Annotated in this window: 22 protein-coding genes; 4 read left to right on the forward strand and 18 right to left on the reverse strand. The window is 30.8% G+C overall.

The features are described 5' to 3' along the window. Window positions 1–75: 75 nt before the first annotated feature. From DY249_RS05030 to DY249_RS05065, 8 genes are read right to left on the reverse strand one after another with little or no spacing between them, the layout of a single operon-like run. Complete coding sequence (locus tag DY249_RS05030; RefSeq protein WP_101540832.1) at window positions 76–1,014, reverse strand: bifunctional riboflavin kinase/FAD synthetase; 939 nt, start codon at window positions 1,012–1,014, stop codon at window positions 76–78. Continuing rightward, complete coding sequence (truB, locus tag DY249_RS05035; protein WP_101540833.1) at window positions 1,004–1,888, reverse strand: tRNA pseudouridine(55) synthase TruB; 885 nt, start codon at window positions 1,886–1,888, stop codon at window positions 1,004–1,006. The genes DY249_RS05030 and truB overlap by 11 nt, the downstream gene beginning before the upstream one ends. Beyond that, window positions 1,889–2,845 (reverse strand): DHH family phosphoesterase, encoded by a 957-nt coding sequence (locus DY249_RS05040; protein ID WP_245943532.1) that lies wholly within the window; start codon window positions 2,843–2,845, stop codon window positions 1,889–1,891. Then, window positions 2,832–3,218 (reverse strand): 30S ribosome-binding factor RbfA, encoded by a 387-nt coding sequence (gene rbfA / locus DY249_RS05045; protein WP_101540835.1) that lies wholly within the window; start codon window positions 3,216–3,218, stop codon window positions 2,832–2,834. Before rbfA ends, DY249_RS05040 begins: the two co-directional genes overlap by 14 nt. A gap of 1 nt (window position 3,219) precedes the next feature. After that, complete coding sequence (infB, locus tag DY249_RS05050; RefSeq protein WP_115595386.1) at window positions 3,220–5,514, reverse strand: translation initiation factor IF-2; 2,295 nt, start codon at window positions 5,512–5,514, stop codon at window positions 3,220–3,222. Window positions 5,515–5,524: 10 nt separating this feature from the next. Then, window positions 5,525–5,791 carry an RNase P modulator RnpM gene (rnpM, locus tag DY249_RS05055; RefSeq protein WP_101540837.1) on the reverse strand — a complete coding sequence of 89 codons (267 nt, stop codon included), beginning with the start codon at window positions 5,789–5,791 and terminating at the stop codon, window positions 5,525–5,527. A 3-nt stretch (window positions 5,792–5,794) separates the two neighbouring features. After that, entirely contained in the window at window positions 5,795–7,162 is a 1,368-nt protein-coding gene (nusA, locus tag DY249_RS05060) for a transcription termination factor NusA (RefSeq protein ID WP_115595387.1), read from the reverse strand. Between the two features lie 9 nt (window positions 7,163–7,171). Continuing rightward, window positions 7,172–7,615, reverse strand: coding sequence for a ribosome maturation factor RimP (locus DY249_RS05065; protein ID WP_115595388.1), 444 nt, complete (start codon window positions 7,613–7,615; stop codon window positions 7,172–7,174). A 233-nt stretch (window positions 7,616–7,848) separates the two neighbouring features. Here DY249_RS05065 and DY249_RS05070 point away from each other — a divergent pair, with 233 nt between their 5' ends. Together DY249_RS05070 and DY249_RS05075 are read left to right on the forward strand one after the other, a co-directional pair. Continuing rightward, window positions 7,849–9,303: a carbon starvation CstA family protein gene (locus tag DY249_RS05070; RefSeq protein ID WP_115595389.1), complete on the forward strand. Its 1,455-nt coding sequence runs from the start codon at window positions 7,849–7,851 to the stop codon at window positions 9,301–9,303. 48 nt (window positions 9,304–9,351) lie between these two features. Then, window positions 9,352–9,663 carry a hypothetical protein gene (locus tag DY249_RS05075; protein WP_115595390.1) on the forward strand — a complete coding sequence of 104 codons (312 nt, stop codon included), beginning with the start codon at window positions 9,352–9,354 and terminating at the stop codon, window positions 9,661–9,663. A gap of 33 nt (window positions 9,664–9,696) precedes the next feature. Here DY249_RS05075 and DY249_RS05080 read toward each other — a convergent pair whose 3' ends face one another. Genes DY249_RS05080 through DY249_RS05100 form a run of 5 tightly spaced genes read right to left on the reverse strand, consistent with a single transcriptional unit; the run spans window position 9,697 to window position 17,384 of the window. Beyond that, the gene (locus DY249_RS05080) at window positions 9,697–13,824 is read right to left on the reverse strand and encodes a PolC-type DNA polymerase III (protein WP_115595391.1); all 4,128 of its coding nucleotides are present in this window, start codon (window positions 13,822–13,824) and stop codon (window positions 9,697–9,699) included. Beyond that, complete coding sequence (gene ispG / locus DY249_RS05085; RefSeq protein WP_115595392.1) at window positions 13,814–14,875, reverse strand: flavodoxin-dependent (E)-4-hydroxy-3-methylbut-2-enyl-diphosphate synthase; 1,062 nt, start codon at window positions 14,873–14,875, stop codon at window positions 13,814–13,816. The genes DY249_RS05080 and ispG overlap by 11 nt, the downstream gene beginning before the upstream one ends. 9 nt (window positions 14,876–14,884) lie before the next feature. Further along, window positions 14,885–15,904, reverse strand: a complete 1,020-nt coding sequence (locus DY249_RS05090; protein WP_115595393.1) for a M50 family metallopeptidase — start codon at window positions 15,902–15,904, stop codon at window positions 14,885–14,887. 9 nt (window positions 15,905–15,913) lie between these two features. Further along, window positions 15,914–16,690, reverse strand: a complete 777-nt coding sequence (locus tag DY249_RS05095; protein ID WP_101540845.1) for a phosphatidate cytidylyltransferase — start codon at window positions 16,688–16,690, stop codon at window positions 15,914–15,916. After that, complete coding sequence (locus DY249_RS05100; protein WP_101540846.1) at window positions 16,677–17,384, reverse strand: undecaprenyl pyrophosphate synthase; 708 nt, start codon at window positions 17,382–17,384, stop codon at window positions 16,677–16,679. Before DY249_RS05100 ends, DY249_RS05095 begins: the two co-directional genes overlap by 14 nt. Window positions 17,385–17,608: 224 nt before the next feature. Here DY249_RS05100 and DY249_RS05105 point away from each other — a divergent pair, with 224 nt between their 5' ends. Next, on the forward strand, window positions 17,609–18,355 hold the full coding sequence (locus DY249_RS05105) for an ECF transporter S component (RefSeq protein WP_115595394.1): 747 nt from the start codon (window positions 17,609–17,611) through the stop codon (window positions 18,353–18,355). Beyond that, a complete protein-coding gene (locus tag DY249_RS05110) occupies window positions 18,356–19,123 on the forward strand; it encodes a type III pantothenate kinase (protein ID WP_115595395.1) in 768 nt (255 codons plus the stop codon). A gap of 36 nt (window positions 19,124–19,159) precedes the next feature. On the opposite strand, the gene DY249_RS05115 is transcribed toward DY249_RS05110, so the two are convergent. From DY249_RS05115 to DY249_RS05135, 5 genes are all read right to left on the reverse strand, one after another. Beyond that, window positions 19,160–20,857, reverse strand: a complete 1,698-nt coding sequence (locus DY249_RS05115; protein WP_115595396.1) for an alpha-keto acid decarboxylase family protein — start codon at window positions 20,855–20,857, stop codon at window positions 19,160–19,162. A 181-nt stretch (window positions 20,858–21,038) separates the two neighbouring features. Beyond that, on the reverse strand, window positions 21,039–21,575 hold the full coding sequence (locus DY249_RS05120) for a phosphoribosyltransferase family protein (protein ID WP_115595397.1): 537 nt from the start codon (window positions 21,573–21,575) through the stop codon (window positions 21,039–21,041). Between the two features lie 8 nt (window positions 21,576–21,583). Further along, window positions 21,584–22,645 (reverse strand): solute carrier family 23 protein, encoded by a 1,062-nt coding sequence (locus tag DY249_RS05125; RefSeq protein WP_115595398.1) that lies wholly within the window; start codon window positions 22,643–22,645, stop codon window positions 21,584–21,586. Between the two features lie 87 nt (window positions 22,646–22,732). Then, window positions 22,733–23,392, reverse strand: coding sequence for a GspE/PulE family protein (locus DY249_RS05130; RefSeq protein WP_425450981.1), 660 nt, complete (start codon window positions 23,390–23,392; stop codon window positions 22,733–22,735). A gap of 93 nt (window positions 23,393–23,485) precedes the next feature. Beyond that, window positions 23,486–24,943: a recombinase family protein gene (locus DY249_RS05135; protein ID WP_115595399.1), complete on the reverse strand. Its 1,458-nt coding sequence runs from the start codon at window positions 24,941–24,943 to the stop codon at window positions 23,486–23,488. Window positions 24,944–24,950 lie beyond the last annotated feature (7 nt).

The following is a 24,950-nucleotide window of genomic DNA, read 5'->3' on the forward strand; positions in this document are numbered from 1 at the left end:
TAGTAAAAGTCGAGGTTTCGTTTACAAAGCCAAGGTACCTAATTTATTATACCAATAAAAAAAGCATTTGTAAAGTTACAAATACTTGTCATTTATTGCATCTATAGCTAATTGTTTATCCGTTTCCATTTGATCTATAAGTTCATCTGCTGAATTAAATTTCATATCATCTCTAAAAAATTCCAAAAATTCAATAGAAATATTTTCTCCATATATGTCTTGGTCAAAATCAAGGATATATGTTTCTACTTTTCTATTATCATTTCCAAAGGTTGGATTTGACCCTACATTACTTAGGGCAAAATAATTTTTACCTTTTACATTTACACGAGTTAAGTAAACTCCATCTTTAGGAAGAGTATAGGAAAAGTTCGTTTTTAAATTTGCAGTTGGAAAATTTAAAGTGCGACCTCTTTTGTGTCCATCAATAACATGACCAATTATCTTATAAGGTCTTGCTAAATATTTATTTGCAAGCTTGATATTTCCTTCTTTTATTAATTGTTTTATATCAGTAGATGATATTTTTTTACCATTATCTAGCTCAAAATCTACAATTTTTGTTTCAAAGCCAAATTCATCCTGGTTTTGTTTAAGAGTGTCTACATTTCCTTGAGCATTTTTTCCAAAATGATAATCTTCACCAACTACTATATATTTACTATTTAACTTTTGATATAGAATTTTACTTATAAATTCTTTAGGACTTAAAGATCTAAATTCTTCATTAAATTCCAAAATACAAAATGTATCCATGCCCATTTTTGCTAAAATTTCAATTTTATCATCTAAACTTGTCAAGTAATTTTTTTCATCAATTAAAGTTTTTTTGCTATTTTCTTTAAATAGTAGGACTGATGGAACTAAATTTAGTCGATTTGCAATTTCAATATTTTTTCCAATTAATTTTTGATGACCAATATGTACTCCATCAAAGTTACCCAATGCTATAGCTTTAGGCTCAAAATCCGTCATACCCATATCTAGGTCATAAATTTTTATATTATTTCTCATAAAATACTTTCTCCATTTTTAGAAAATATTTGTCTTTACTCTTGTGAGCTTTACCAAGTCCAATAAAAACATTTTCTACATAAATCCTATACAAGCTATCAACTTTCATTTCATTAACTTGCATAGTCATACCATTTGTAGCTTGTTTTAAATAAGATTTATCAAGAATTATTTCTGGATAAGATTTTAGAGCAAAGTCAACAGGCTTTATTTTTGATAAAATATTTTCTTTGCTTAATTCCAGTAAATCTTGAGACTTGATTGCATCTTGAATGTAAAAGTCTCCTACTTTTGATCTAGTTAATCTATCTACATAAGCAAAAGTCCCTAAGAATTCACCCAAATCATCAATTAAGCTTCGAATATATGTTCCTTTTGAGCATACAATTTTAAAGCTAGCAAACGGAAAATCAAAATCTATTATCTCAAAAGAAAAAATCGTAACTTTTCTTTTTTTTCTTTCGACTTCTATGCCTTTTCTCGCCAAATCATATAGCTTTTGCCCATTTACTTTAAGTGCTGAGTACATTGGGGGGATCTGAATAATATTTCCCGTAAAATCTTTTATAGCTTTTTCTAATTCTTCCTTACTAAAAGTTTTATCTGATGTGTCTACAATTTCTCCAGAATAATCTAAGGTATCAGTTCTTTTTCCAAAAATTACCTTTGTGATGTATTCTTTTTCTTCATCCATCAAAAAATCTGAAACCCTAGTAGCTTTACCAATTACAATTGGTAAAACTCCTTCTGCTTCAAGATCAAGAGTTCCAGTGTGACCTACTTTTTTTGTATCTAAAGCTTTTTTTACTAGGCTCACACATTTATTAGAAGATATGCCCATTTCTTTATCTATATTTATAATTCCACTTATCATTTATATTTCTTTTAAGATATCACGAGCTTTTTTAGCTGCTGATTCTAAATTATCATCAAATATTGAGAACCCGCTTGCATTTGCATGACCTCCGCCACCGTTAGCTCTAGCAACTTTAGAAACATCTATACCTTTAGACCTCATTGATACTTTGTATTCTCCATTATCGTATTCTTTTAATAGCATAGATACTTCAATACCTTCTAAATCTCTAAGTATATTTACTACATGCTCACTATCTCCCATTTGAACACCAAATTCGCTTACTTTTTCTTTTGATGATACTGCAAAAACTTTATTATCCATAAATTCAGCGTTTGCTATTAAATTTGTTTCAAATTTCAATGTTTTTATAGGTTTGTTTTGGTATAGGGCTTGGTAAATACTATCCTTATTTGCACCAGCATCAATTAGTTTTCCAGCTATTTCAAAGGTTTCTCGATTTGTATCGTAGTACATAAATCTACCTGTATCTGTAACAATACCAGTAAATAATAAACTTGCTGTTTTTTCATCTAGTGGAAGATTCAAATTTTCAATTATTTCATATATCAATTGGCAAGTTGCTGGAGATTCTGGATGGATAATATTTAAATCAGAAGTGATTTTTCCACCTAAATGATGATCTATTACTGCAGTTTTTTTCGAATTTTTAGCTACAATTTGAGCATCTCCTATACGATCTAATTCTGATGCATCCAAGATTAGCAATAAATCGTAGGAATCTTTATAGTCGTTTTTATAATATTCTAAATCAGGTAAAAACTTCAAATAATCATCTACGCTATCATGTCCTAAAACTTCAGTATCTTTTCCATAGTTTCTTAATGTTCGTGCAAAGGCAAGAGAAGATCCCAAGTTATCTCCATCGGGATTAACGTGGGATACTACTCCTATAGTTTCTGCTTGGTCTATTAGGTCTTTTATTTTTTTTAAGTCTTCACTAGAAATTATCATTATCTTCGTGAGCCCTTTCATCTTTTGCTATAGTTTCTTTAATGAGTTTTTCCATATAAGCACCATATTCAATAGATTCATCTAGCTTAAACCTAAATTCTGGCATAGAACGAAGTCTCATCCTATCTCCTATTAGCATTTTTATATAACCTTTTGCCTGGTTTAAAGCATCTAGAACATCATCTTTTTTTGCATTATCTCCTAATACTGATATATAGCAATCAGCAAAAGAAAGGTCATTTGTAACCCTTACTTCTATTACTGAAACTGTTGCAGTATCTGATAGTCTTGGATCATTTAAATCATCTCTAATTATTTTTGATAATTCTTTTTGAATTTCTGCTCCAATTCTTTCAGTTCTTATTTTTTTCATCTCAGTCTCTCTCTTTTTCGACTATTTCGTAGGCTTCCATTACATCTCCTACTTTAATATCATTGAATCTATTTAAACCAATACCACCTTCATAGCCATTGGCAAGTTCTTTGGCATCATCTTTAAATCTTTTCATTGATGAAATATCACCATCAAAGATTACTACGTTATCGCGAAGTAGTCTTACTTTTGCTCTTCTTGGTATAGAACCATTTGTTACCATAACACCTGCAATAGTTCCTACAGATGGTACTTTAAATGTATCACGTACTTCTGCACGTCCTAGAACTTCTTCTACAAATTCTGGATCGAGCATACCTTTTATAGCTTTTTCTACATCTTCTATTGCTTCATATATTACGCTATATGTTCTTATTTCAATATTATTATCTTTTGCTCGCTCCATTGCTCCTTGTGTAGGACGAACGTTAAATCCGATAATAATCGCATTAGAAGCTTGGGCTAAAAGTACATCTGATTCAGTAATACCACCTACAGCTCCAGCTACAACCGAAACTTTTACTTCTTCATTTGATAGTTTAAGAAGTGATTGGCTAACTGCATCTACAGTACCTTTTACATCTGTTTTTACGATGACATTTAATTCTTTTAACTCACCTTCAGCAGCTTCTCCTGATAGATCTTCAAGGCTAGCACCTTTGGCCATAAGTCTTTCTTCTCTTTTTTGTTCTTCGGCACGAGCTGCATAGGCTCTGGCAGTTTTTTCATCTTCTACTGCAAATATTTTATCTCCTGCTTCTGCAACATCTGATAATCCTAAGATTTGCACTGGAACTGATGGACCTGCCTCTTTTATAGCCTCTCCTTTTGAGTCAAACATAGCACGAATTCTACCTGAAGCTGATCCTGTAAGAACATTATCTCCTTCATGAAGAGTACCTTTTTGTACTAAAACTGTTGCGACTGGTCCACGAGCTTTATCAAGTTGTGCTTCTATAATTAGACCAACGGCATCTCTATCTGGATTTGCTTTTAATTCTCTCATTTCTGCAACAAGTAGAACCATTTCTAGTAATTCTTCTATACCTTGTCCTGTTTTTGCTGATACATCAACTGTAATTGTATCTCCTCCCCAATCTTCAGAAACAAGTCCATATTCCATAAGTTCTTGTTTTACTCTATTTGGGTCAGATTGTTCTTTATCTACTTTGTTTACTGCAACTACTATTGGAATCTCAGCAGCTTTTGCGTGGTTTATAGCTTCTACAGTTTGTGGCATAACTCCATCATCTGCTGCTACAACTAATATTGCAATATCTGTTGATTGAGCCCCTCTCATCCTCATTTCTGTAAAGGCTTCGTGACCTGGAGTATCTAAAAATGTTATAGATCTACCGTCTAAATCCACAGAATATGCACCTATATGTTGAGTAATACCGCCAGCTTCACCACTTGTTACACGTGTGTTTTTAATTGCATCAAGTATAGATGTTTTACCATGGTCTACGTGTCCCATTACAGAAACTACTGGAGCACGTGTTATTAAATCTTCTTCACGATCTTCGTAGTCAAGATCAATTGCTTGCTCTTCAATAGCAGAGAACTCTTGTTCTAAAACAATTTCTTTACCAAAGTCCATAGCAATCAATTCTGCTTGTTCAAATTCAATTGTATCATTAAGACCAGCCATTACACCAAGTTGAATCAATTTCCCAATAACAGCATTTGAATTTTCACCGATTTTTTCTGCAAAAGCACTAACAGTAATTATTTCTGGTATTTCTATTTTTCCATTGTCTTCGTTAGATTTTGCTGGTTGATTATTTACCTTATTTGATTTTGACTTTTTATTTTTTTTCTTACGATTTTTATTAGATTTTTTTGGTCTAAAATCTTCATTATCATCGTCATTGTCAAAGTTTTTCTTTGATTTAGATTTATTTTGATTTTTTAATTTATTTGATTTTCCGATTTTTTGTTTTGATCCGTGCATGCTTTCGTCATCATCGTAATCATCCATTTCATCGTACATGATTTTATTATTATTTTTCTTCATATTTGATTTTTTATCTGTATTTTTATTGCTTTTCTTCTCATGAACTTTTTGATCTTTACTGGTTGAATTTTCTTTTAAATCTTCTTTTTCTTTTGATTTTTTATCTTCTTTTGAGTTTTCTTTAAAATACTCTTTTATCAATTCTAAGTCATCACCACTTACACTCGACATATGAGATTTTATTGCTAGTCCAAATTCTTCATTTAAAAGTTCAACCATTTTTTTTGCTGGCATTCCTTGTTCTTTTGCTAGTTCGTAAACTCTAATTTTATCAGCCATATATTTCACCTCATTTTACTTCATAAGCTTCTAACTCCTCGTAAAGTTTATCATCTATTTTTTGTTTAAATACACGATTGAGCTTATTATTTTTCTTAACTTCTTTTAAGCATTCATTATTTTTGCAAATATATGCTCCACGTCCATTAAGTTTTCCTGTTTCATCTATTACAACACCTAAGTCTTTGTTTTTTACAACTCTTAGTAGGTCATTTTTATCATAAAGATTACCACATACTATGCATTTTCTTTGGGGAACCTTTTTTGTTTTTTTCATTTTTTACTGATCCTCATCTTCTTGATCACCTTCTCTATGTGGTATTAGATCGGATTCATCATTGTATACTTCATCTAATTGATTTTCATCTACATCAATTTGATTTTTTAGTGAATCTTCATCATTTTCATAAATCTCATTTAATGTTTCACTAGTAACATCTTCTAATTCTTGATTAGAAAACTCATCACTTGCATTTTCGATGATTTGTTCGTCTTTTTCAACCATTTGATCTGATATATCTTCTGGATTTTCTAGTAAATCTTTATCAAGCATAACTTCTTGGCTATCTTGATTTAATCCTAGTATCTCATCAATTTCTTCATTGGTCATTTTATCAAAATCTTCTTTTGATTTTATATCTATCTTCCAGCCTGTAAGTCTTGCAGCAAGCCTTGCATTTTGTCCTTCTTTACCTATAGCAAGTGATAGTTGTTGATCATTTACTACTACTAAGGATTGTTTATTTTTTTCATTTATTAATACTTCTATAATGTCTGCTGGAGATAGGGCATTTGATATAAATTCTTCTATATCTTTGTTATAGTTAATTATGTCTATTTTTTCGTTTTGCAATTCATCAACTATTGAATTTACACGAGCTCCCTTATATCCTATACAAGCTCCCACTGGGTCTATTGCCTCATCATTTGAAAATACAGCAATTTTTGTACGAGATCCTGATTCACGAGCTATAGAATAGATTTCTATAACTCCTTCGGTTATTTCTGGCACTTCTAGCTCAAAAAGTCTTGTAACTAAATTTTCACTAGAACGAGATAAAATTATTTGTGGTTCTTTCGAAGAATTTTTAACATCTTTTATTAAGAACTTCATTCTTTCATTTGGTATATATTCTTCACTTATTACTTGTTCTTTTAAAGGTACTATTCCTTCAATTTTATCTAAATTTACATATAGATTGTAGTTATCTTGTCTTTGGATGGTACCTGTTATCATTTCATTTTCACGATCTAGATATTCTCCATAAACAGAGTCTCTTTGTGCGTCTCTAATTTTTTGGATCACTATATTTCTTGCTGTTTGAGCAGCTACCCTACCAAAATTTTTTGGTGCGATTTTTATTCTAGCTATATCTCCTATTTCTAGGTTACTGTCTACTTCTTCTTTTGCCTCTTTTAGTGAAATTTCGTTGATATTGTCATTTACATCATCAACAACTTCTCTTAAAGCAAATACTTCTATATCGCCTGTTTGTTTATCTACCATGACATCAACATTTTCTGCATTGTCATAGTTTTTTTGATAGCTTTTTACAAGAGCTTTTTCTAATGCATCCAAGATGACATCTTTATCAATGTTTTTATCTTTTTCTAGCTCATCTAGGGCTAGTATAAACTCTTCATTCATAGGATCTCCTTAAAACACAATCTCAATTTTTATTTGTTTTATATCTTCTTTTTCAACTTCTATCTCTTCTTGTTTATTTAAAGTAAAGACAAGACTATTTTTCCTTATTTCATATATATAACCTAAGAAGCTTTCTCCATTTTTCATAGTAACTTTCATTAACTCATTACTATTTCTTTCAAGATCTCGATCAGTTTTTAAAGGTCTTGATAAGTCTTGTGAAGAAACTTCTAAATAATATTGGCCTTTTATAAGGTCTAGCTCATCTAGTTTTTCATCTAAATATGTGCTTACTTTTTCACAATCATCAATTGTAATTCCACTTTCATTATAGATGAAAAATGTTAATGTTTTTCCTTCCTTTGATGTTTTAAATTCTATATCAACTAATTCGTATCCTAAATTTTTTATATCATCTTCAAAGGTTTCTTTAAGGGTTGTTATTAAATCCATTTTACCATCCTTTGCCTATACAGATTAAAAGAGCGGATAACTCTGCCCACTCTTTTTATAGTAGTAATTATACTTTTTAGTTTGATTTTATCAATTCTTAAGCTATTTAGATATTCAAAAAGTATTAATTGACTAATGTATTTGTATGATAAATTATTTACAAACTCATTTGACAATATATTAATAAAATGTTTATAATTTAAGCACAATATAAATATTTATGGAGGTCTTATATGACATTATTTATTATTGGTCTTGTTATCCTCCTAGTTGGTGGACATTTTTATTCAAAATATGTTGAAAACCAACTTGATCTAGATGATAGACCAACACCAGCTGTAGCAAAAGCAGATGGTATTGATTTTGTTGCTATGCCAAAATGGAAAAACTGGCTCATTAACCTATTGAATATTGCAGGTACCGGTCCAATTTTAGGTCCTATTCAAGGTATTCTTTTCGGAAAAATTGCCTTTTTAGCAATTCCAATAGGCTGTGTTATAGCAGGAGCTACTCATGATTTTCTAGTAGGTACTATGTCTATGAGAAATGGCGGAGCTCAAGTTCCAAAACTTGTTGGAAAATACTTGGGAAACGGTACTAGAAAAGTTTATAATGTAGTTATCGGTATATTGCTTCTTTTAACAGGTACTGTATTTGTTTATACTCCTGGTGATTTACTTGCAAATGACGTTATGGGTTTACCAGAGGGCTCTAAAGGAATATGGATTATATACGGACTTATTTTCTTATATTACATACTTTCTACAGTTCTTCCAATCGATCAACTTATCGGTAGAGTCTATCCATTATTTGGTGCATTTTTAATTATTTCAGCTATTGGTGTTTTAATTGGAATATTTACAAAAGGTTCTGCTAATCTCGAATTTGCGGGAGCTGGATATTTAAGTGAACATCCACTTGGGCAAAGATTTATCCCAGCATTCTTTATTACGGTTGCCTGTGGTATACTTTCTGGTTTTCACGGTTCTCAAGTAACACTTGTTTCTAGAACTGTTGCTAGTGAAAAAGAAAACAGAGAAACTTTCTATACAACAATGATTGCTGAAGGTGTCATAGCTATGGTCTGGGCAGCAGGTGCTATGGTTATATTCTCACAAGAAATTGCTCCATTAGATACTAGAGCCACTTTAATGGTTGGTGAAATTTCCAGATACTTTATGGGTAATATTGGTGGACTTCTTGCTATTATCGGAGTAATTGTTCTTCCAATTACATCTGGTGATACAGCATTTAGATCACTTAGACTTATAGTTGCAGAAGAAATGAATATAGATCAAAAAGTTCCAGCAAAAAGAATTGCTGTTGCTACAGTACTATTTATCCCAGCTATTTTAATTCTTGTTTGGGCAAAATCAGATCCAAATGGATTTAACTTACTATGGAGATACTTCGGATTTACAAATCAATTAGTTGCAATATTTGCACTAGGAACAGCTACAAGCTACCTATTATATAACGGCAAAAACTATTGGATTGCACTTATTCCACAATTATTCTATACATTTATCGTATTCTCATTTATTATTAGTGATAAGGGTGTAGGATTTGGAGCAAGCTACAATGTTGCATACATTATAGGAGCAATAATTAGTTTAGTTGTTGCAGTTTTAACAGTAAAAAAATCACGTAAAAATAAAGATAGAATTGCAAACATCATATTAAACTAAGGTAATATCGGGGAGATCTATTCTCCCCTTTTTTTAAAGGAAATATAAATGAGATTTATATATACAAAAAAAGCTCAAGATTATATTAAAAAAAATAATATAGAAAAAATCTTCATCAGAGAAGATATAGAACGTGGAATGGGTTGCTGTGACTTAGGATCTATTAATTTAAAAATAAGTCAAAAGGTAACTAAAGAAGATAATCTAAAAAAAGAAAGTTCTGATTTAGTAACTACTTATTATGATCCAAAACTAGAATCCCTTTTGACAAACTACCCACAAGTAGAAATATCTGTTTTCGGTATAGGTAATAAAAAAAGATTTTATACAGCAACTGAATTTTCACCATTAAATTCATAAAAAAACTGCTATTTTTAAATAGCAGTTTTTTATTTAAAACATCCCATCAAATAAGCTCATTTGATTTTCATTTCCCATGCCCTCTATAATTCCAAAGCTTTTTAAGCTTTCTAGAGCATTTTTATTTACACTTGTTCTTTTATTTAAATCTTCAACAGAAATGAATTCTCCTTTTTCTCGCTCATTTACAATATCATATGCCATGGCTTCCGAAACATTATCAACAGCTGATAATGGAGGCAATATATATCCTTCTTTTTCACTTAATATAAATTTTGTAGCCTCTGACTTATATAAATCAGCCTTATCTATTTTTATATCTCTAGCATACATTTCTTCTGCAACTTCTAATACTTTTCTGATATTTTCATCTCTAGCTGTTAAATCAAACCTTTCCTTGTAACTGTGTAAGGCTGTTTGAATAGATTCTAATCCATTTATTATTACTGAATATGCAAAATCAGAAACTTTGGTATTAAAATAAGTTGCATAAAAAGCTGATGGATAATAAACCTTATAATAAGCTATACGATAACTCATTAAACAATAAGCTACAGCGTGAGCTTTTGGGAATAAATATTTAATTTTTAAGCAAGATTCTAAATACCATTCTGGCACACCGTTATCTTTCATATAGTCAACTTGTTCTTCTGATAAGGACTTACCTTTTCTTACTATCTCCATAATTTGGAAAGACTTTTTCTTATCAAGTCCTTGTTGAATAAGGGAGTTCATTATATCATCACGGGTTGAGATTATTTCATTAAAGTTTGCAGTTTTACTCATAATTAAGTCTCTGGCATTATTATTCCACACATCAGTCCCGTGGGATAAACCTGATATACGAGTCATTTCCGAAAACTTTGTTGGATAGGTTTCTTTAAGCATGCCACGTACAAAATTCGTCCCAAATTCTGGGATTCCCAAAGTACCTATTTCATTATTTGAAAAATCATGTTTTATATCTAAGGGCTCAGTTGATGAGAAAATCTTCATTACCTTTGGATCACCCATTTTTATTTGTAATGGATCTGTGCCTGTTAAATCTTGTAAGGCACGGATAATGGAAGGCACATCATGGCCTAATAGGTCAAGTTTTAATAAAGTTTCATGCATCATGTTATAGGTGAAGTGTGTAGTTTTAATATCACCTGCTGGATCATCAGCTGGATACTGGATAGGTGTTATATCAAAAATATCTATATCATTTGGAACAACAATTAGTCCCCCAGGGTGCTGGCCGGTAGTTCTTTTTACATCTTTAAGACCTCTTTGAAGTTTTCTGATTTGGGCATTAGTAAATTCTTCATGGTACTCTTCAGAATATTTTTTGATATAACCAAAGGCTGTATTATCTTGGATAGCTCCTATTGTTCCAGCACGAAATACCTTGCCTTCACCAAATAATTCTTCTGTAAATTTATGGATAGTTGGTTGGTATTCTCCAGCAAAGTTTAAGTCTATATCTGGTTCCTTATCTCCCTCAAAACCTAAAAATACTTCAAATGGTATATTGTGTCCATCTTTTCTCATTTCTGTGCCACATTCCGGACATTTTTTATCCGGATAATCTATACCTGCACCTAGCCTATCTTCTTCAAAAAATTCGCTATGTTTACAATTTGGACAAACATAATGCGGGCATAGAGGATTTACTTCAGTGATATCTGCCATGGTTGCAGCAAAAGATGAACCGACAGATCCACGTGATCCTACTAGGTATCCATCTTCGTTGGATTTTCCTACTAGATCCTTTGCTATTATATAAAGCACTGCATATCCATTAGAAATTATAGAGTTTAATTCCTTATTTAATCTGTCTTCTACAATTTTGGGTAGAGGTTCTCCATATATAGAATGTGCTTTTTCAAAGCAAGTATTTCTAAGTTTTTCATCAGAACCTTCTATTACTGGAGGGAATGTTCCCGGAGGTATAGGCCTTATATTTTCAATTTGATTTGATACTTTTTTAGGATTTTCAATAACTATTTCTCTTTGCTTGTCTTTGTCTAAATAAGAAAATCCATCTAACATTTCATTTGTTGTTCTAAGATAATATAGAGGATTATTTTCGTGGTATCTAACAAATTGTCCCTTATGAAGAATATTTCTTAAAATATAATCACGAGCTTTAAGATATCTAACTCCTCCAGTAGCCACAACTAACTTATTGTTTTTTTCTGCTAGGTCAATTATTTTTTTATTTATTTCGATGACTTGGTCAAAATTTCTTATTCTTCCTTTTTCAATATCGTCTTCAAAAATGCCTAGAGGTTCTACTTGAAAAAAATCATATAGATCTACTAATTCATCAATTTTATTTTGTGGATAATCATTTAATAAATAATTAAATAACAGACCATCATGACCACCACTTCCTATTAATAATCCTTTCCTATATTTTTTTATAAGTGAAATAGGAGTCTTGGCCTCAGAATTGAAGTTTTCCATTCTTGATTTAGATATTAATTTATACAAATTTTTAAGTCCTACTTCATCTTTAGCAAAAACAAGAGTAGAAAAATTTTCAAATTTAGCCTTTGGATAATGAGTTTCTAGCTTATTTATAATAGATAAATCGAGGTCTTGGTCCATTATCATGGCATACATCTTGATAAAAATTTGAGCAGTAGCTCTAGCATCATCGCTAGCTCTATGGTGGTTAAAAGCTGGTATATTTAATTTTCTGGCAATTTTATCTAGAGAAAACCTACCCATGTCAGAAAATAGAGCACGTGCCATTGGCAAAGTATCCATATAAATTGGAGAAAACTCTATATTTAACTGTTTAGAATTTTCTTTAACAAATCCAATATCAAAGTCAGAGTTTTGACCAACAAGAATAGCATCACCAGCAAATTCTAAAAACTTAGGTAATATTTCATCTATTTTTGGCTTATCCATTACCATTTCATTGCTAATACCAGTTAATTCTATGACTTTTTCTGGTATTATCTTTTCTGGATTTACTAATTCGTTGAATTCTTCGCTTATCTCTCCATTTTTTACTCTAACAGCCCCTATTTCTGTAATTTTATCCTTAAATCTTGATAGTCCTGTAGTTTCTAAGTCAAATACTACAAATTCTTGATCCCTTATATCCTTTGTCTTTGGAACCGGATTATCAGATAGATTAGTCAAAATTCTAAGTTCATCCTCTACTAGCAAAAGCTCAGCACCTGGTAGCATTTTTTTGCCTTTTTTATTTATAGCATCATATAAATCTGGAAGGCCTTGCAATGTTTCTGTATCGGTTATACCTATAGCATCCCATTCCCAATCATCCAAAATTCTTAGAATATCAGTATTATCTACAAAACCATCTAAGTTAGTCATTTTTGTATGCAGTTCTAACTCTATTCTTTTTTCATAAGCTGTATCGACTTTTTTACTGATAATTGCATCTTTTAAAGATCTAGCAGTAAAAACTTCTTCATGAGCGTAGTCATCATAATTTAAAACACCTTCTACTTGAACTGCTATTCCATCTCTTAAAAGTCTAAGCTTATCTTTGTTTTTTTCTGATGAAAATATCTTACAAGAAATTGCGTCTGTATTATCTTCTAGGTCAAAGGTATAAATAAAATAATGATTTTTTGTTTCAAAAACATCTAAATTGTAAACTGTCCCTATCAAGGAAACTTGTAAGCCTTTTTTATCGTAAATTTCAGCAATATGGATAGATTCATTTTTAATTTTACTACCAAAGTCTAATCCATCTAAAGGTTCAATTTGTTTTTTTTCTTCTTTGCTATGGCTTAGATTTATAGCATGGCTTATGCGAGCTTGTAGATCTTTTTCTTTCTTATCTCTCAGCTGATCACAAGGATCTTCTTCGCAATTTTCTTGATTTGTTTCTACAATTTCTCTTGGTTTTTTTTCTAAATCTTTATCCTCTATAATTTCAACTTCATTTATATCAGATTCAATTTCATTTCCACAAAAATCTTCTTCTATATCTGGGGTTAATTTTATAAATTCAATAGTAAGGGTAACAAAAGATAAATAATTATCTAATTCTACCCTAACCTTCTCATCAAAATGATCTAAGTCAGATTCTATAGTTAATTTTAGCTCATTTTTTTCTCTATTATAAATAGCATTAGTTATTGTATATTCATTTTCTTTGATGTCGACAAATTCGCTTAAATCAATATTCATTCTTATAGCTTTCTTTTAAAACATCTAAAAGGGTATCTACTATTTCTTCTTCCTTAACTTTCTTTATTGTTTTTCCATTTTCAAATAAGAACCCCATACCGTTCGCAGCAGAAATGCCATAATCAGCTTCTTTGCTTTCTCCAGGTCCATTTACAGGGCATCCCATAATGGCTACTTTGGCATCGATATTTAGTCCTTGAGCTTTTTCTTCTACTTCAGCAACTATTCTTTGAAGATCCACAGTTGTTCTTGAACAGGTTGGGCAAGAAACAATATCAAGCCCATCACGGCGTAAGTTTAATGACTTTAGAATTGTTTTTGCTGCCTTTACTTCTTCTACTGGATCGCCTGTTATAGAAACTCGTATAGTATCACCAATGCCATCTTTTAATAAAGAACCTATTCCAATTGATGATTTTACAAGCGCTTGGTAAATGGGACCCGCTTCAGTAACTCCTAGGTGCAATGGATAATCAACTTTTGAAGATAATTTTCTATAAGCATCTATCATAGTATTTACATCAGATGATTTTACAGAAATTTTCATATCATAAAAGTCCATATCTTGTAGTATTTTTATCTCTTCCATGGCGCTAGCTACAAGACTATCTGCATTTACTCCACCAAATTTATCCACTATTTCTTTAGAAATCGATCCGGAATTTACACCAATCCTAATTGGTATATTTCTTTGCTTGCAAACCTCAACTATTTCTCTTACCTTTTCTTCACTGCCAATATTTCCAGGATTGTATCTTAAACAATCGCAACCATTTTCAACTGCTGCAAGGGCAAGTTTATAGTCAAATTGGATATCAGCAACAAACGGCAAATTAGTTCTATTTTTGATTTCGCTTATTGCTTTTGCATCATCCATATCATTTATGGCTGACCTTGAAATATCACATCCTGCTTTTTCTAAAGCATTAATTTGTTTAACAACTGCATCAATGTCACTGGTTTTTGCAGTAGTCATTGATTGGATAGAAATAGGAGAGTCACCTCCAATTGCAACATCTCCTACGTAAATTTTTTTAGTTCCTTTTCTCATTACATCTCCTTAAAAAAGTGTAAATACATCTTTAATTGTGATTATAATTATTAAACTAATTAATATTATAAAACCAACGATAGTAACTCTTTCTTCAATTTTTTTGTTAACTCTTTTTTTAGTAATCATTTCATATAGATTGGTTACAAGTTTTGATCCATCGAGAGCTGGAAATGGTATCAAATTAAATATACCAAGGTTTACGCTTATATATGACAAGAAATAAAGCACACTCATTACTCCATTTTGTGCTTGATTGCCTATTTCTTTTACTACACCAACTGGTCCTGAAAGAGATCCAAATGATAATTTACCAGTAAAAAGCATGCCCAAAATACTAAAAATCATTTTAATGTTGAGGCCGGTTTCTTTAAAACCTAGTACTATAGCCTCTCCAAAACTAACATTTCTCATTTTTGAAGATATTCCTAGTAGAGGAATATCATTTTCAAAAGTCGGATTAATATTATAAATTTTTGTTTTACCAATAGATCCATCCTTTACTAGGACTTCAACTGGCGTGTCTTTTGAATTGTCTACATAAAAATCATTTAAAATTTTTGAAATATCAGTAAATTCATCTATATTATGATTATTTATCGATACTATTTCATCATCGACTTTTATACCAACTTCTTTTGCTGGAGAATCTTCAGAAAACCCTCCTACAAACCTAGTACTAGTTCCACTATTAAAGATTACTATAGTAAAAATTATAACTGCTAAAAGTAAATTCATAGCAGGTCCTGCTAGTATAGTTAAAAATCTTTTAAAAGCAGGAGCGTTGTCATAGCTACGAGGATCTGATGAAGATTCATCTTCTCCTTCCATAGCACAATATCCACCAATTGGTAGAGCTCTTAGTGAATACTTTGTTTCACCATTTTGCTTGCTAAAAATTTCTGGACCCATGCCAACTGCAAATTCATTTACTTTTATACCTGATAATTTTGCCACAATAAAATGTCCAAACTCATGGATAGTAACCAAAGCCAAAAACATTATTAAGGCAATAATAATTGTTCCCATTCTTTCTCCTTACAAAACAGAAAATAAATAAAATAAAGGTGCTATAAATATCATAGAGTCAAAACGATCCATGATGCCTCCATGACCTGGAATTATATTTCCAAAGTCTTTTATCCCTGTTTTTCTTTTTATATATGATGCTACTAAATCTCCTATTTGTGAAAGAATTGCTCCAAATGCCGAAAAGATAACAATTAAGCTAGTATTTAAATCTAATACTGCAAAATGATTATAAATTAAGTTTAAAACAACGGCAGCAACAACCCCTCCAATTGATCCTGCTAGAGTTTTATTTGGACTAATATGTCTTACTGATTCTATTTTTCTTTTACCAATAAGGGACCCAGTTAAATAAGCAAAAGTGTCTGATCCCCAAGCGGTTATATATAGCATCCATAAAAATTTTACATCTTTAGTTTTTACTATTGTTCCCATTAGTCCAGCTACATAAATCAAAATAAATATGTGAGCAAGAATATCTTCTAAATTTCTATGCTCATCAAAAATTAAAATACTAGCAATGATAGCAAAAGATAAGCTTAGGCTAATAGAAAAAAAATCACTTTGCTCACAAAAACTCGAAGCCATTATTAATATATCACAAATATATAGCAAAATTTTATTAAACTTAAAATTTACCTTAGAAAAAGCATCTGTTAGTTCTTTGATTGCTATTAAAGAAAAAATTGTAAATCCAATAGCAAGACTAAATTTTCCAAAATAGGTGATTGCAATTAAAATAGATAAAATTAAAGCTCCACCTAAAGTTCTTTTAATCAGATTCATCAATAGCTCCATACCTTCTATTTCTATTAGAAAATTCTTCTAAGGCTTTGTCTAGCTCAGCCTCATCAAAATCCGGCCATAATACATCTGTAAAATAAAGCTCTGAATATGCAATTTGATATATCAAAAAATTTGAAATACGCGTTTCTCCACCTGGTCTAATAAGCAAATCAGGATCTGGAATACCTTTAGTGTATAAATGGTCTGAAATTAATTTCTCATCTATCATATTTTTATCATAGCCAGCCTCTATAATATCTTTTACAGCATGGACTATTTCATCCCTACCACCATAATTTACAGAAATATTTACAAACAAAGATTTATTATTTTTTGTTTTTTCCACTCCTTTTTCTATAGCTTTACGAGTTGCTGTCGGTAAAGCGGATAGGTCTCCTAAGAAGTTAAGTTTACAATCTTCATTCATTAATTGATTTATTTTATCATCAATAAATTTAATCATTAGTTTCATTAAATAATCTACTTCGCTAGCTGGTCTCTTCCAGTTTTCTGTAGAAAAAGCGTATAAGGTGAGATATTTAACCCCACGTTTTTTTGCGTGTATTGCTATATCCACGACATTTTCCGCTCCATTTTTATGGCCGAAAGTTCTTGGTTTGTTTTGCTTTTTAGCCCAACGACCATTGCCATCTAAGATTATAGCAACATGATTAGCTGTTTTCATATTTTTCATAATATCCTCTTTTTAAAAGTCTAGCAATATTATACCATTTTTGCAGAAAATTTTTCTTTGATATATTAATTATTTGCCAATACTGCTCAATATGCTATAATCTAAATGACTTAAATAATCATAAAGGCAGGATACATACGATCCTAGCTTATAAAATGATTGTTTAAGTTAACGAGTTTAAATATATGAACGGTATCATTTATGAACCGTATCAGGAGGTAAAAATGAATAAAAAAACTCTTTCCAGCAGAAAATTAGTTACTGCTGCAGTTCTTGGAGCTATAACAATAGTTCTTGGCATGACACCACTTGGTCTTATTCCTTTAGGAATAATCAATGCAACAACTATGCATATACCAGTAATAATTGCCGCAATCGTTGAAGGACCAGTTGTGGGAGCTTTAGTCGGACTTATTTTTGGAGTATCTTCTCTAGTAAATGCAATAGTTAGACCAAACCCTGTATCTTTTGTATTTTACAATCCCCTAATCTCTATTATCCCACGAATTTTGATTGGAATTACATCTTATTATTCCTATAGGGCAGTAAAAAAATTAGATGATAAAAATTTAAAATCAGCTTCAAAAATACTTTGGTCTGTGCTTTTACTTTTATTAGCTTATTTGCTATATAAAAATATTAGTAGTGGTGCTTCAAAAGTAAATATTATTTTAGTAATTATATTGATTATTATTTGCTTAGGACTTTTTTATTACTCAATTAAAAACTCTACTAAAGACTTCCCAGTTGCAGTTGGAGCCTTTGTAGGGTCAATGACAAATACAATTTTGGTGTTAGGTGGGATTTATTTAATATATGCTCAAAAATATGTGGAAGCTTTAAATATTCCACTAGAAAATGCAAAATCAGCTATACTTGGCGTTTCTATAACTTCAGGTATTCCAGAAGCATTTTTATCAGTAATTATTGCAACAGGAGTTATAAAAGCTGTTAGTAAAACGAGGATATAAATGTTACTTGCTATAGATATAGAAAACAAATTTACTAAGTTTGGAATCTTTAATAAGGAAAATTTACTAGAAAATTTTAATCTTATCAGTGATAAAAATAAATCAATTGATGAGATTGAAGTATTTATCAAATTAATTTTTAAAGATAAAAATATTAGCATTAATGATATAGATCAGATAATCATTTCATCAGTAGTACCAGAGCTTAGCAAAATTTACGAAGAAGTTTCTAAGAATATTACTGGCAAAAGTCCTATCTTGATATCAGCAGGAGTTAAAACTGGCTTAAATATAAAGTGTGAAAATCCTAAAGAAGTAGGATCTGATAGAATTATTAGGGCTGTTGGAGCAAAAAATTTCGATGATAATCTAATAATAATTTCTGCCTCATCTATTACAACAATAGATCTTATTAGCAATAAAAATGAGTTTAGAGGTGGTGTTATATTTCCAGGTATAGATTTATATGCTAAATCTCTTTACCAAGAAAGCGCAAAATTGCCCCAGGTAGAAATAGAAAAAACTAAGAAAGTTTTAGCTAACAATACAAAAAATGCTATGCAAAGTGGCATATACTATAGCTACAATTTTGCAATCACTGGCATGGTCGAAAAGATTGTAGACCAATACTCACTAGATAAAGATCACTTATCTATAATCATAACTGGATCAAATGCAAATTTGATAGAAACTAATAAATATGATTTTAAAAATATCCCGAACCTAGGTCTATATGGACTTAGAAATATATTCGAAATAAATAAATAAAGAAAAACTGCAGAAATAAATCTGCAGTTTTTTATATTAAGCCTTAAAGTCTGGTTCTGGATTTTCTGGACCTCTTTTTCCAAAGTTAAAGTCTTCTTTATTTTTTCCATAGCCTACCATTACTTCTGGTGAGTCTTCTTGGTGCATGTAAACTGTAATTATGATTCCTTCATCTACGTCATCTAGGGTTTTTAATATTTCTTCAAGTTCTCCTTGAGTTTTTGCCTCAGCGGTTTTCATATTTGATTGACCCTTACTGAAGGCTTGAGGTAGTAATGAGTAATCCCATTTTGGAATATCATTATAATCTCTTTTCATTCCCATGATAAAACGTTCGATTGTATATCCATCATTATCTATTAAGAAAATAATTGGGTTTTGTTTGTTATAAATCATTCTTGATAAGGCTTGGGCACTTACTTGGAATGAGCCATCTCCAATTAATAGAATATGACGTTTTTCGGGGCTTGCAAGCATTCCACCCATTTGCATAGGTAACATTGCTCCAATTGATCCCCAAATTTGGCTTCTTACAAGTTTTACTCCATCAGGAATTTTTATTTCTGTAAGTCCATGACTTGCCGTACCAGTTTCACCATAAACCACATCATTTTCTTTAAAGTACCTTGCAATTTGGGCATAAAAATCTTCTTGTCTGATGAGTTTATCAGCATCAAAGTTAAATTCTTTTTCTTTTGTTTGGCTTACACTTTCGATCTTTTCTCTTTGAGAAATATTTTTAAGTCCTAGATCTACTAAGTCATTTACATAAACTGCTTCAAAGATCTCCTCACCTATTTTTGTATAATCTGCGTTTATTATTATAGAATCTTCTGGTAATTTTGATGTAAATTCACCATTATTTGCCTGCATAAATACTGGCTCAATTGAGATTAAGAAATCAGAATTTTCTACTTTTTCTTGAACTCCATCATCTGACTCATCTCCTTGATAAATTCCTAAATATAGTGGATGAGACTCATTATAATATGCTTTTGCTGTTGCTAAAGCTGCAAATGGTACTTGGGCTCTTTCGATTAATTCAAGAACTTCATCAGCTACATCATACCTAGCAACTGCTTCATCAATTAAAACTACAGGATTTTTAGCACTTTCAAATCTTTGAGCAATTTTTTTAGCAGCTGCTTCTAATCTTTCTTCATCTGATTTAGTTTTCTTTTTCTCAATTGGTTTTAAGTCATCTTCGATTTCGATATCTAAATAAGCAATATTTGATGGTAATTCAATGTTTACTGATTTGCTATATCTTACTGCTCTTTCAATAAGTCTATCTATTTCATATCTAGCATTTTCATGAGTAATTAAAACAGAATCATCCACAAACTCATTCATAGCACGGCGTACATTTTCATAATCTCCATCCGCTAGAGTATGGTGGGTCATTTTTCGCTCTCTCATAGCAAATAAAGGTGGTGTACCAGAAATAATTATAATTGGTCTATGTTCTGCAACAGATCCTGCAATACCACCCAAAGCATTTAGATCACCTACGCTATAAGTAGTCATAAGCGCAGAAATACCATTTTCATTTGCATAGCCATCTGCGGCAAAGGCAGCATTTAGCTCATTGCTCATACCAACAAATTCAATATCGTCATCTTCTGAAATTTGTTCTAAAAACTCTAGGTTAAAATCTCCTGGCTCTCCTATTATGTGGTTAATATTTAATTCCTTAAGTCTTTTAAGGATGTAATCTCCAATAGTTATTTTCATTATTATTATTCCTTTCTTCTATTCTTATCCTTTTTATGTCGTTATTATAATATATACCCAAAACCAAAAAAGTTTACCAAAAATAATCAAGATTTTAAATCATTATAAAATTTACTACTAAAGTAGTATTGTTTATAATCAATAAAAAACTTCCAAATTTCTTTGGAAGTCTTAAAAATTCTTAAATTTCAAATAAAGGAAGTTTTTCTAAATAGATTATATCTTCTCTATCAGCCGCATCTCCTTCTGCAAGGATAGCAAGTTTTTGAACTACTTTCCCACCCGATTTTTCTACTAAAGCTTCTAGGGCTGCTATAGATTGGCCGGTTGATATTACATCATCTACTAGAGCTACTCTTTTTCCTTTTATTTTTTCTACATCTTTAAAGTCTAGGAATAATTTTTGAGTATTTGCTGTAGTTATAGAGTTTACTTCTACACTTATTGGATTATCCATATAAGATTTCTCTGATTTCCTAGCTACTATAAAGGACTTTTCTTCTAGGTTTCTTGCTATTTCATGAGCTAGCTCTATACCCTTAGCTTCTGCAGTAAGGATAATATCAGCATCTACTTTTTTGCTTAGTTCATATCCTGCTTTTTCTGCAAGTTCTGCATCTCCTAATAATACAAATGATGCAATTTTCAAATCATCTGATATTTGTATAAGAGGTAAATTTCTTTTAAGTCCACATACTTCTAACTTATAATTTTCCATAAAATCTCCTATAAAATAATAAATTTAAGAATAACTCCTGCGACAAGTCCAACAAACGGATCACTTGCTGCAGTGGTTGCCATTGCTACACCTGCAACTAAGGCTCTATCCCCTCCTGCTGCAAAGGCAAGATTTGCATTTGTAGGTACTGTAACTAAGGCACCTAGCACAAATAAAAATCCATGAATTGATTCTCCTGGCACATATTTACCTAATTTTGGTAAAAGTCCCATAAACATAATTGCCCCAAGGATAGCCATCATTAAAATTCCAGAATTTACTGGATTATCACTAGCTCCAGTTGCAGAAATAATTGCTTCTACTGGTGCTCCACCAAATAATGAAGAAATAGCATCAGCAATACCAGAATAAACTGTTAAATGGTCAATGTTTGCAGTAACATTTCCATTTGATAAAGATGCAGTAATATTTCCAAAAGCAATATTTGCCCCAATGGTTAAGCAAGCTAGGGAAAGTCCACCCCTAATTACTTTTTTATTTAAAAGTGGTTTTTTTACTGAAAGTTTTCTTTCTTCATTTTTAATGCCTTTGCCTATTTCCATTTTCATAACATTTGCATAAATTGATGAAATAATTACAGAAATTATTATTGTATAAACAAGATTTCTACCAGATATAAAATAAGTTATAAAGGCTGTCAGTATAGAAATAAGACTTACCATTCTAGTTTCTAGCTTTAGACCATCTACCGCAATTTTTGCAAGGATAAGTCCAACTCCAGCCATCATACCATTTAGAACATACTCTCCAGCTAAATCAACAATATAATTTAAACTACCAGTAATTCCTAGGATAGTCATTATAATTCCTGCCCAAAAAACTACTGATAATCTTTCACTTACATCATCACCATAAGATCCAGCTAGGGCAATAGTTTCTGCTTGCATGGAAATTGGAATCGGTGATTGTAAAATCGCACAAGCAATTACCCCAACCGCAAATCCAAGTGAAGTTGGAAAAGCAGTAAAACCTACAGATAAAGCTAAAAGCGCTTGGGGGATACCATTAATTACCACTCCCAAAGCTGCCATAATATCATTTAATGTCATAGGACCTCCAAAGTTTTAATAAAAATACGCATATTATTATACCATATTTAATTGATGTATTATGCAAATTTTACTCTAAGTCCTTTACTATATTTGATCATACATTACATTTATCAGTTCTTCAAAACTTGTGGTTCCATTAAAAACTTTTTGAAGACCATTAGCAACCATTGGGATAAAATTATTTTCTTTTGCAAAGTTACTTACACTTACCAGGTCTATTTGATTGTTTCTAACCATATCTCGAAACTCATCTGTAAGGATAAATACTTCTTCGCAAGCTTCTCTGCCCTTATATCCATCATTACACTTTGGACAACCATTTGGTCTATAAATTTCCTTATCTCTATCAATATCCATATACTTTCTTGCAAGGTTATATTCCAAGTCTGTCATTTTATCAGGAGTTTTACAATCACATAGTTTTCTTACAAGTCTTTGGCTGGCTACTGCATTTATTGCAGATGATAACAGATAATTTTCCACTCCTAAATCCTTTAATCTGATTATTGAAGATAAAGCATTATTTGTATGGAGAGTTGTTAAAACTAAGTGACCGGTTATTGCTGCTCTTATTGCAATTTGTGCAGTTTCGTAATCTCTTATTTCCCCAATTAAAATTATATCTGGGTCTTGCCTTAAAATAGAGCGCAAGGCCATAGCAAAGGTAAAATCTATTTTTTCATTTATATTTATCTGATTTATACCCTCTATATTGTATTCTACTGGATCTTCTACTGTAATTATATTTTCATATTCATTGTTTAATTCTTCTAATAAAGAGTAGAGAGAAGTAGATTTACCCTATTGTGTCAAGTTATTGCTTATAATTATATCACATTATTTATAGATAACTTCTATATTTTTTGAGGCGTCTACTATAATTTCTTTGATGTTACTTTCAACAATTTCATTAGTTAATTTTAAGTCTGTATTACACATAGTAATATTTTCTAATTTATCTTTAGTTTCAGACTCCTTTTTTAAACTACTTAATTGTTCATTTATATTATTCTTAATTTCTAGAAATTCTTCTCGTGTAAGTTTAGAATCTAAATATAACTCGTAGTTCTTTTGTATTTCAAATTTTAGTGCATTCACTTTTCCTTGATCTATTTTTTTACTTTTAATAGTCTTTCTTTCTTCTAATTTTACACCTCTTCTTTTTAGACTCTCCAACACATAACTTTCGACTGTGTTTGAACTAATGGAATTTGACTTTGAATTTAAGCTACATACTCTACATCTAAATCTACAGTCATATTTCTTTTCATTTTTACCAACAACTGCTCTGTAATCAAACTTCATTTTATGGCCACATACACCACATCTTACTTTTAACCTAAGAGGGCTATCTACATCTCTTGCATCATTATGAGCTGGAAACGATCTTTGATTTAATATATCTTGAACTTTATTAAATTCCTCTTTGAAAATAATTGGTTCAAAAGCATTTTCTATTCTGCCCCATTCTTCTTTAGGTCTTGGTATACTTTTTCTTATTGGAGTTTTGTATGTTTTATTATATAAAAATGTTCCTGTGTAAGATTCATTTCTTAGAATTCTACTTATCTGTCCTGTGGTCCACAAAATCTTTTTATAATTTTCTAGACTTTCTCCTCTTAATACTCTCTTTCTTTCAGATCCTGTAAGATATTTTTCCTTATTAAAATTTTTAGCTATACTTCCCTGAGAATGTCCTTCTAATATCATATCAAAAGCTTTTCTTACTACTTTAGCAGATATGTCATCTTTTATGATTTTGTATTTATTTTTTGGATCTTTAACATAACCAAAAGGTGCCTCGTTAATTATCTTTCCCTTTGACTTTAGTGAATTCAAAGTAAGCTTTATTTTTTCTGAAAGTTCTTTACTATAATAATCGTAAAGTAATGATTTAAATTGAGTGTCAATTTCAATGGTTCCATTACAATTATCTTTACTATCAAATCCATCATTGATAGAGATAAATCTTACTCCTAAAAAGGGAAAAATATTTTCTAAATAGTTTCCAGTTTCAATATAGTCTCTTGAAAATCTAGATAAATCTTTTACAATAATACAATTGGTATTTAGATCTCTTATATCTTCCATTAATCGTTCAAAAGCAGGTCTATTTGTATTCATACCTGAATAACCGTCATCTATATATTCAATCTTATTATCTACACAAAAATCAGAAAAATTTTTATCAATATATGATAAGATTAATTGTCTTTGATTCTTTATGCTATTACTTTCCTCATTTTTTTCATAATCTTCTTTAGATAATCTCATGTAAATTCCTATTTTATACATCTTGATT

The organism is Anaerococcus octavius, assembly GCF_900445265.1.
Classification (GTDB): domain Bacteria; phylum Bacillota; class Clostridia; order Tissierellales; family Peptoniphilaceae; genus Anaerococcus; species Anaerococcus octavius.

Excerpts from the sequence above, each read along its gene's own strand:
- DY249_RS05030 (WP_101540832.1), bottom strand. The coding sequence starts at position 1,014 with ATGAGAAATAATATAAAAATTTATGACCTAGATATGGGTATGACGGAT.
- truB (WP_101540833.1), bottom strand. The coding sequence starts at position 1,888 with ATGATAAGTGGAATTATAAATATAGATAAAGAAATGGGCATATCTTCT.
- DY249_RS05040 (WP_245943532.1), bottom strand. The coding sequence starts at position 2,845 with ATGATAATTTCTAGTGAAGACTTAAAAAAAATAAAAGACCTAATAGAC.
- rbfA (WP_101540835.1), bottom strand. The coding sequence starts at position 3,218 with ATGAAAAAAATAAGAACTGAAAGAATTGGAGCAGAAATTCAAAAAGAA.
- infB (WP_115595386.1), bottom strand. The coding sequence starts at position 5,514 with ATGGCTGATAAAATTAGAGTTTACGAACTAGCAAAAGAACAAGGAATG.
- rnpM (WP_101540837.1), bottom strand. The coding sequence starts at position 5,791 with ATGAAAAAAACAAAAAAGGTTCCCCAAAGAAAATGCATAGTATGTGGT.
- nusA (WP_115595387.1), bottom strand. The coding sequence starts at position 7,162 with ATGAATGAAGAGTTTATACTAGCCCTAGATGAGCTAGAAAAAGATAAA.
- DY249_RS05065 (WP_115595388.1), bottom strand. The coding sequence starts at position 7,615 with ATGGATTTAATAACAACCCTTAAAGAAACCTTTGAAGATGATATAAAA.
- DY249_RS05070 (WP_115595389.1), top strand. The coding sequence starts at position 7,849 with ATGACATTATTTATTATTGGTCTTGTTATCCTCCTAGTTGGTGGACAT.
- DY249_RS05075 (WP_115595390.1), top strand. The coding sequence starts at position 9,352 with ATGAGATTTATATATACAAAAAAAGCTCAAGATTATATTAAAAAAAAT.
- DY249_RS05080 (WP_115595391.1), bottom strand. The coding sequence starts at position 13,824 with ATGAATATTGATTTAAGCGAATTTGTCGACATCAAAGAAAATGAATAT.
- ispG (WP_115595392.1), bottom strand. The coding sequence starts at position 14,875 with ATGAGAAAAGGAACTAAAAAAATTTACGTAGGAGATGTTGCAATTGGA.
- DY249_RS05090 (WP_115595393.1), bottom strand. The coding sequence starts at position 15,904 with ATGGGAACAATTATTATTGCCTTAATAATGTTTTTGGCTTTGGTTACT.
- DY249_RS05095 (WP_101540845.1), bottom strand. The coding sequence starts at position 16,690 with ATGAATCTGATTAAAAGAACTTTAGGTGGAGCTTTAATTTTATCTATT.
- DY249_RS05100 (WP_101540846.1), bottom strand. The coding sequence starts at position 17,384 with ATGAAAAATATGAAAACAGCTAATCATGTTGCTATAATCTTAGATGGC.
- DY249_RS05105 (WP_115595394.1), top strand. The coding sequence starts at position 17,609 with ATGAATAAAAAAACTCTTTCCAGCAGAAAATTAGTTACTGCTGCAGTT.
- DY249_RS05110 (WP_115595395.1), top strand. The coding sequence starts at position 18,356 with ATGTTACTTGCTATAGATATAGAAAACAAATTTACTAAGTTTGGAATC.
- DY249_RS05115 (WP_115595396.1), bottom strand. The coding sequence starts at position 20,857 with ATGAAAATAACTATTGGAGATTACATCCTTAAAAGACTTAAGGAATTA.
- DY249_RS05120 (WP_115595397.1), bottom strand. The coding sequence starts at position 21,575 with ATGGAAAATTATAAGTTAGAAGTATGTGGACTTAAAAGAAATTTACCT.
- DY249_RS05125 (WP_115595398.1), bottom strand. The coding sequence starts at position 22,645 with ATGACATTAAATGATATTATGGCAGCTTTGGGAGTGGTAATTAATGGT.
- DY249_RS05135 (WP_115595399.1), bottom strand. The coding sequence starts at position 24,943 with ATGTATAAAATAGGAATTTACATGAGATTATCTAAAGAAGATTATGAA.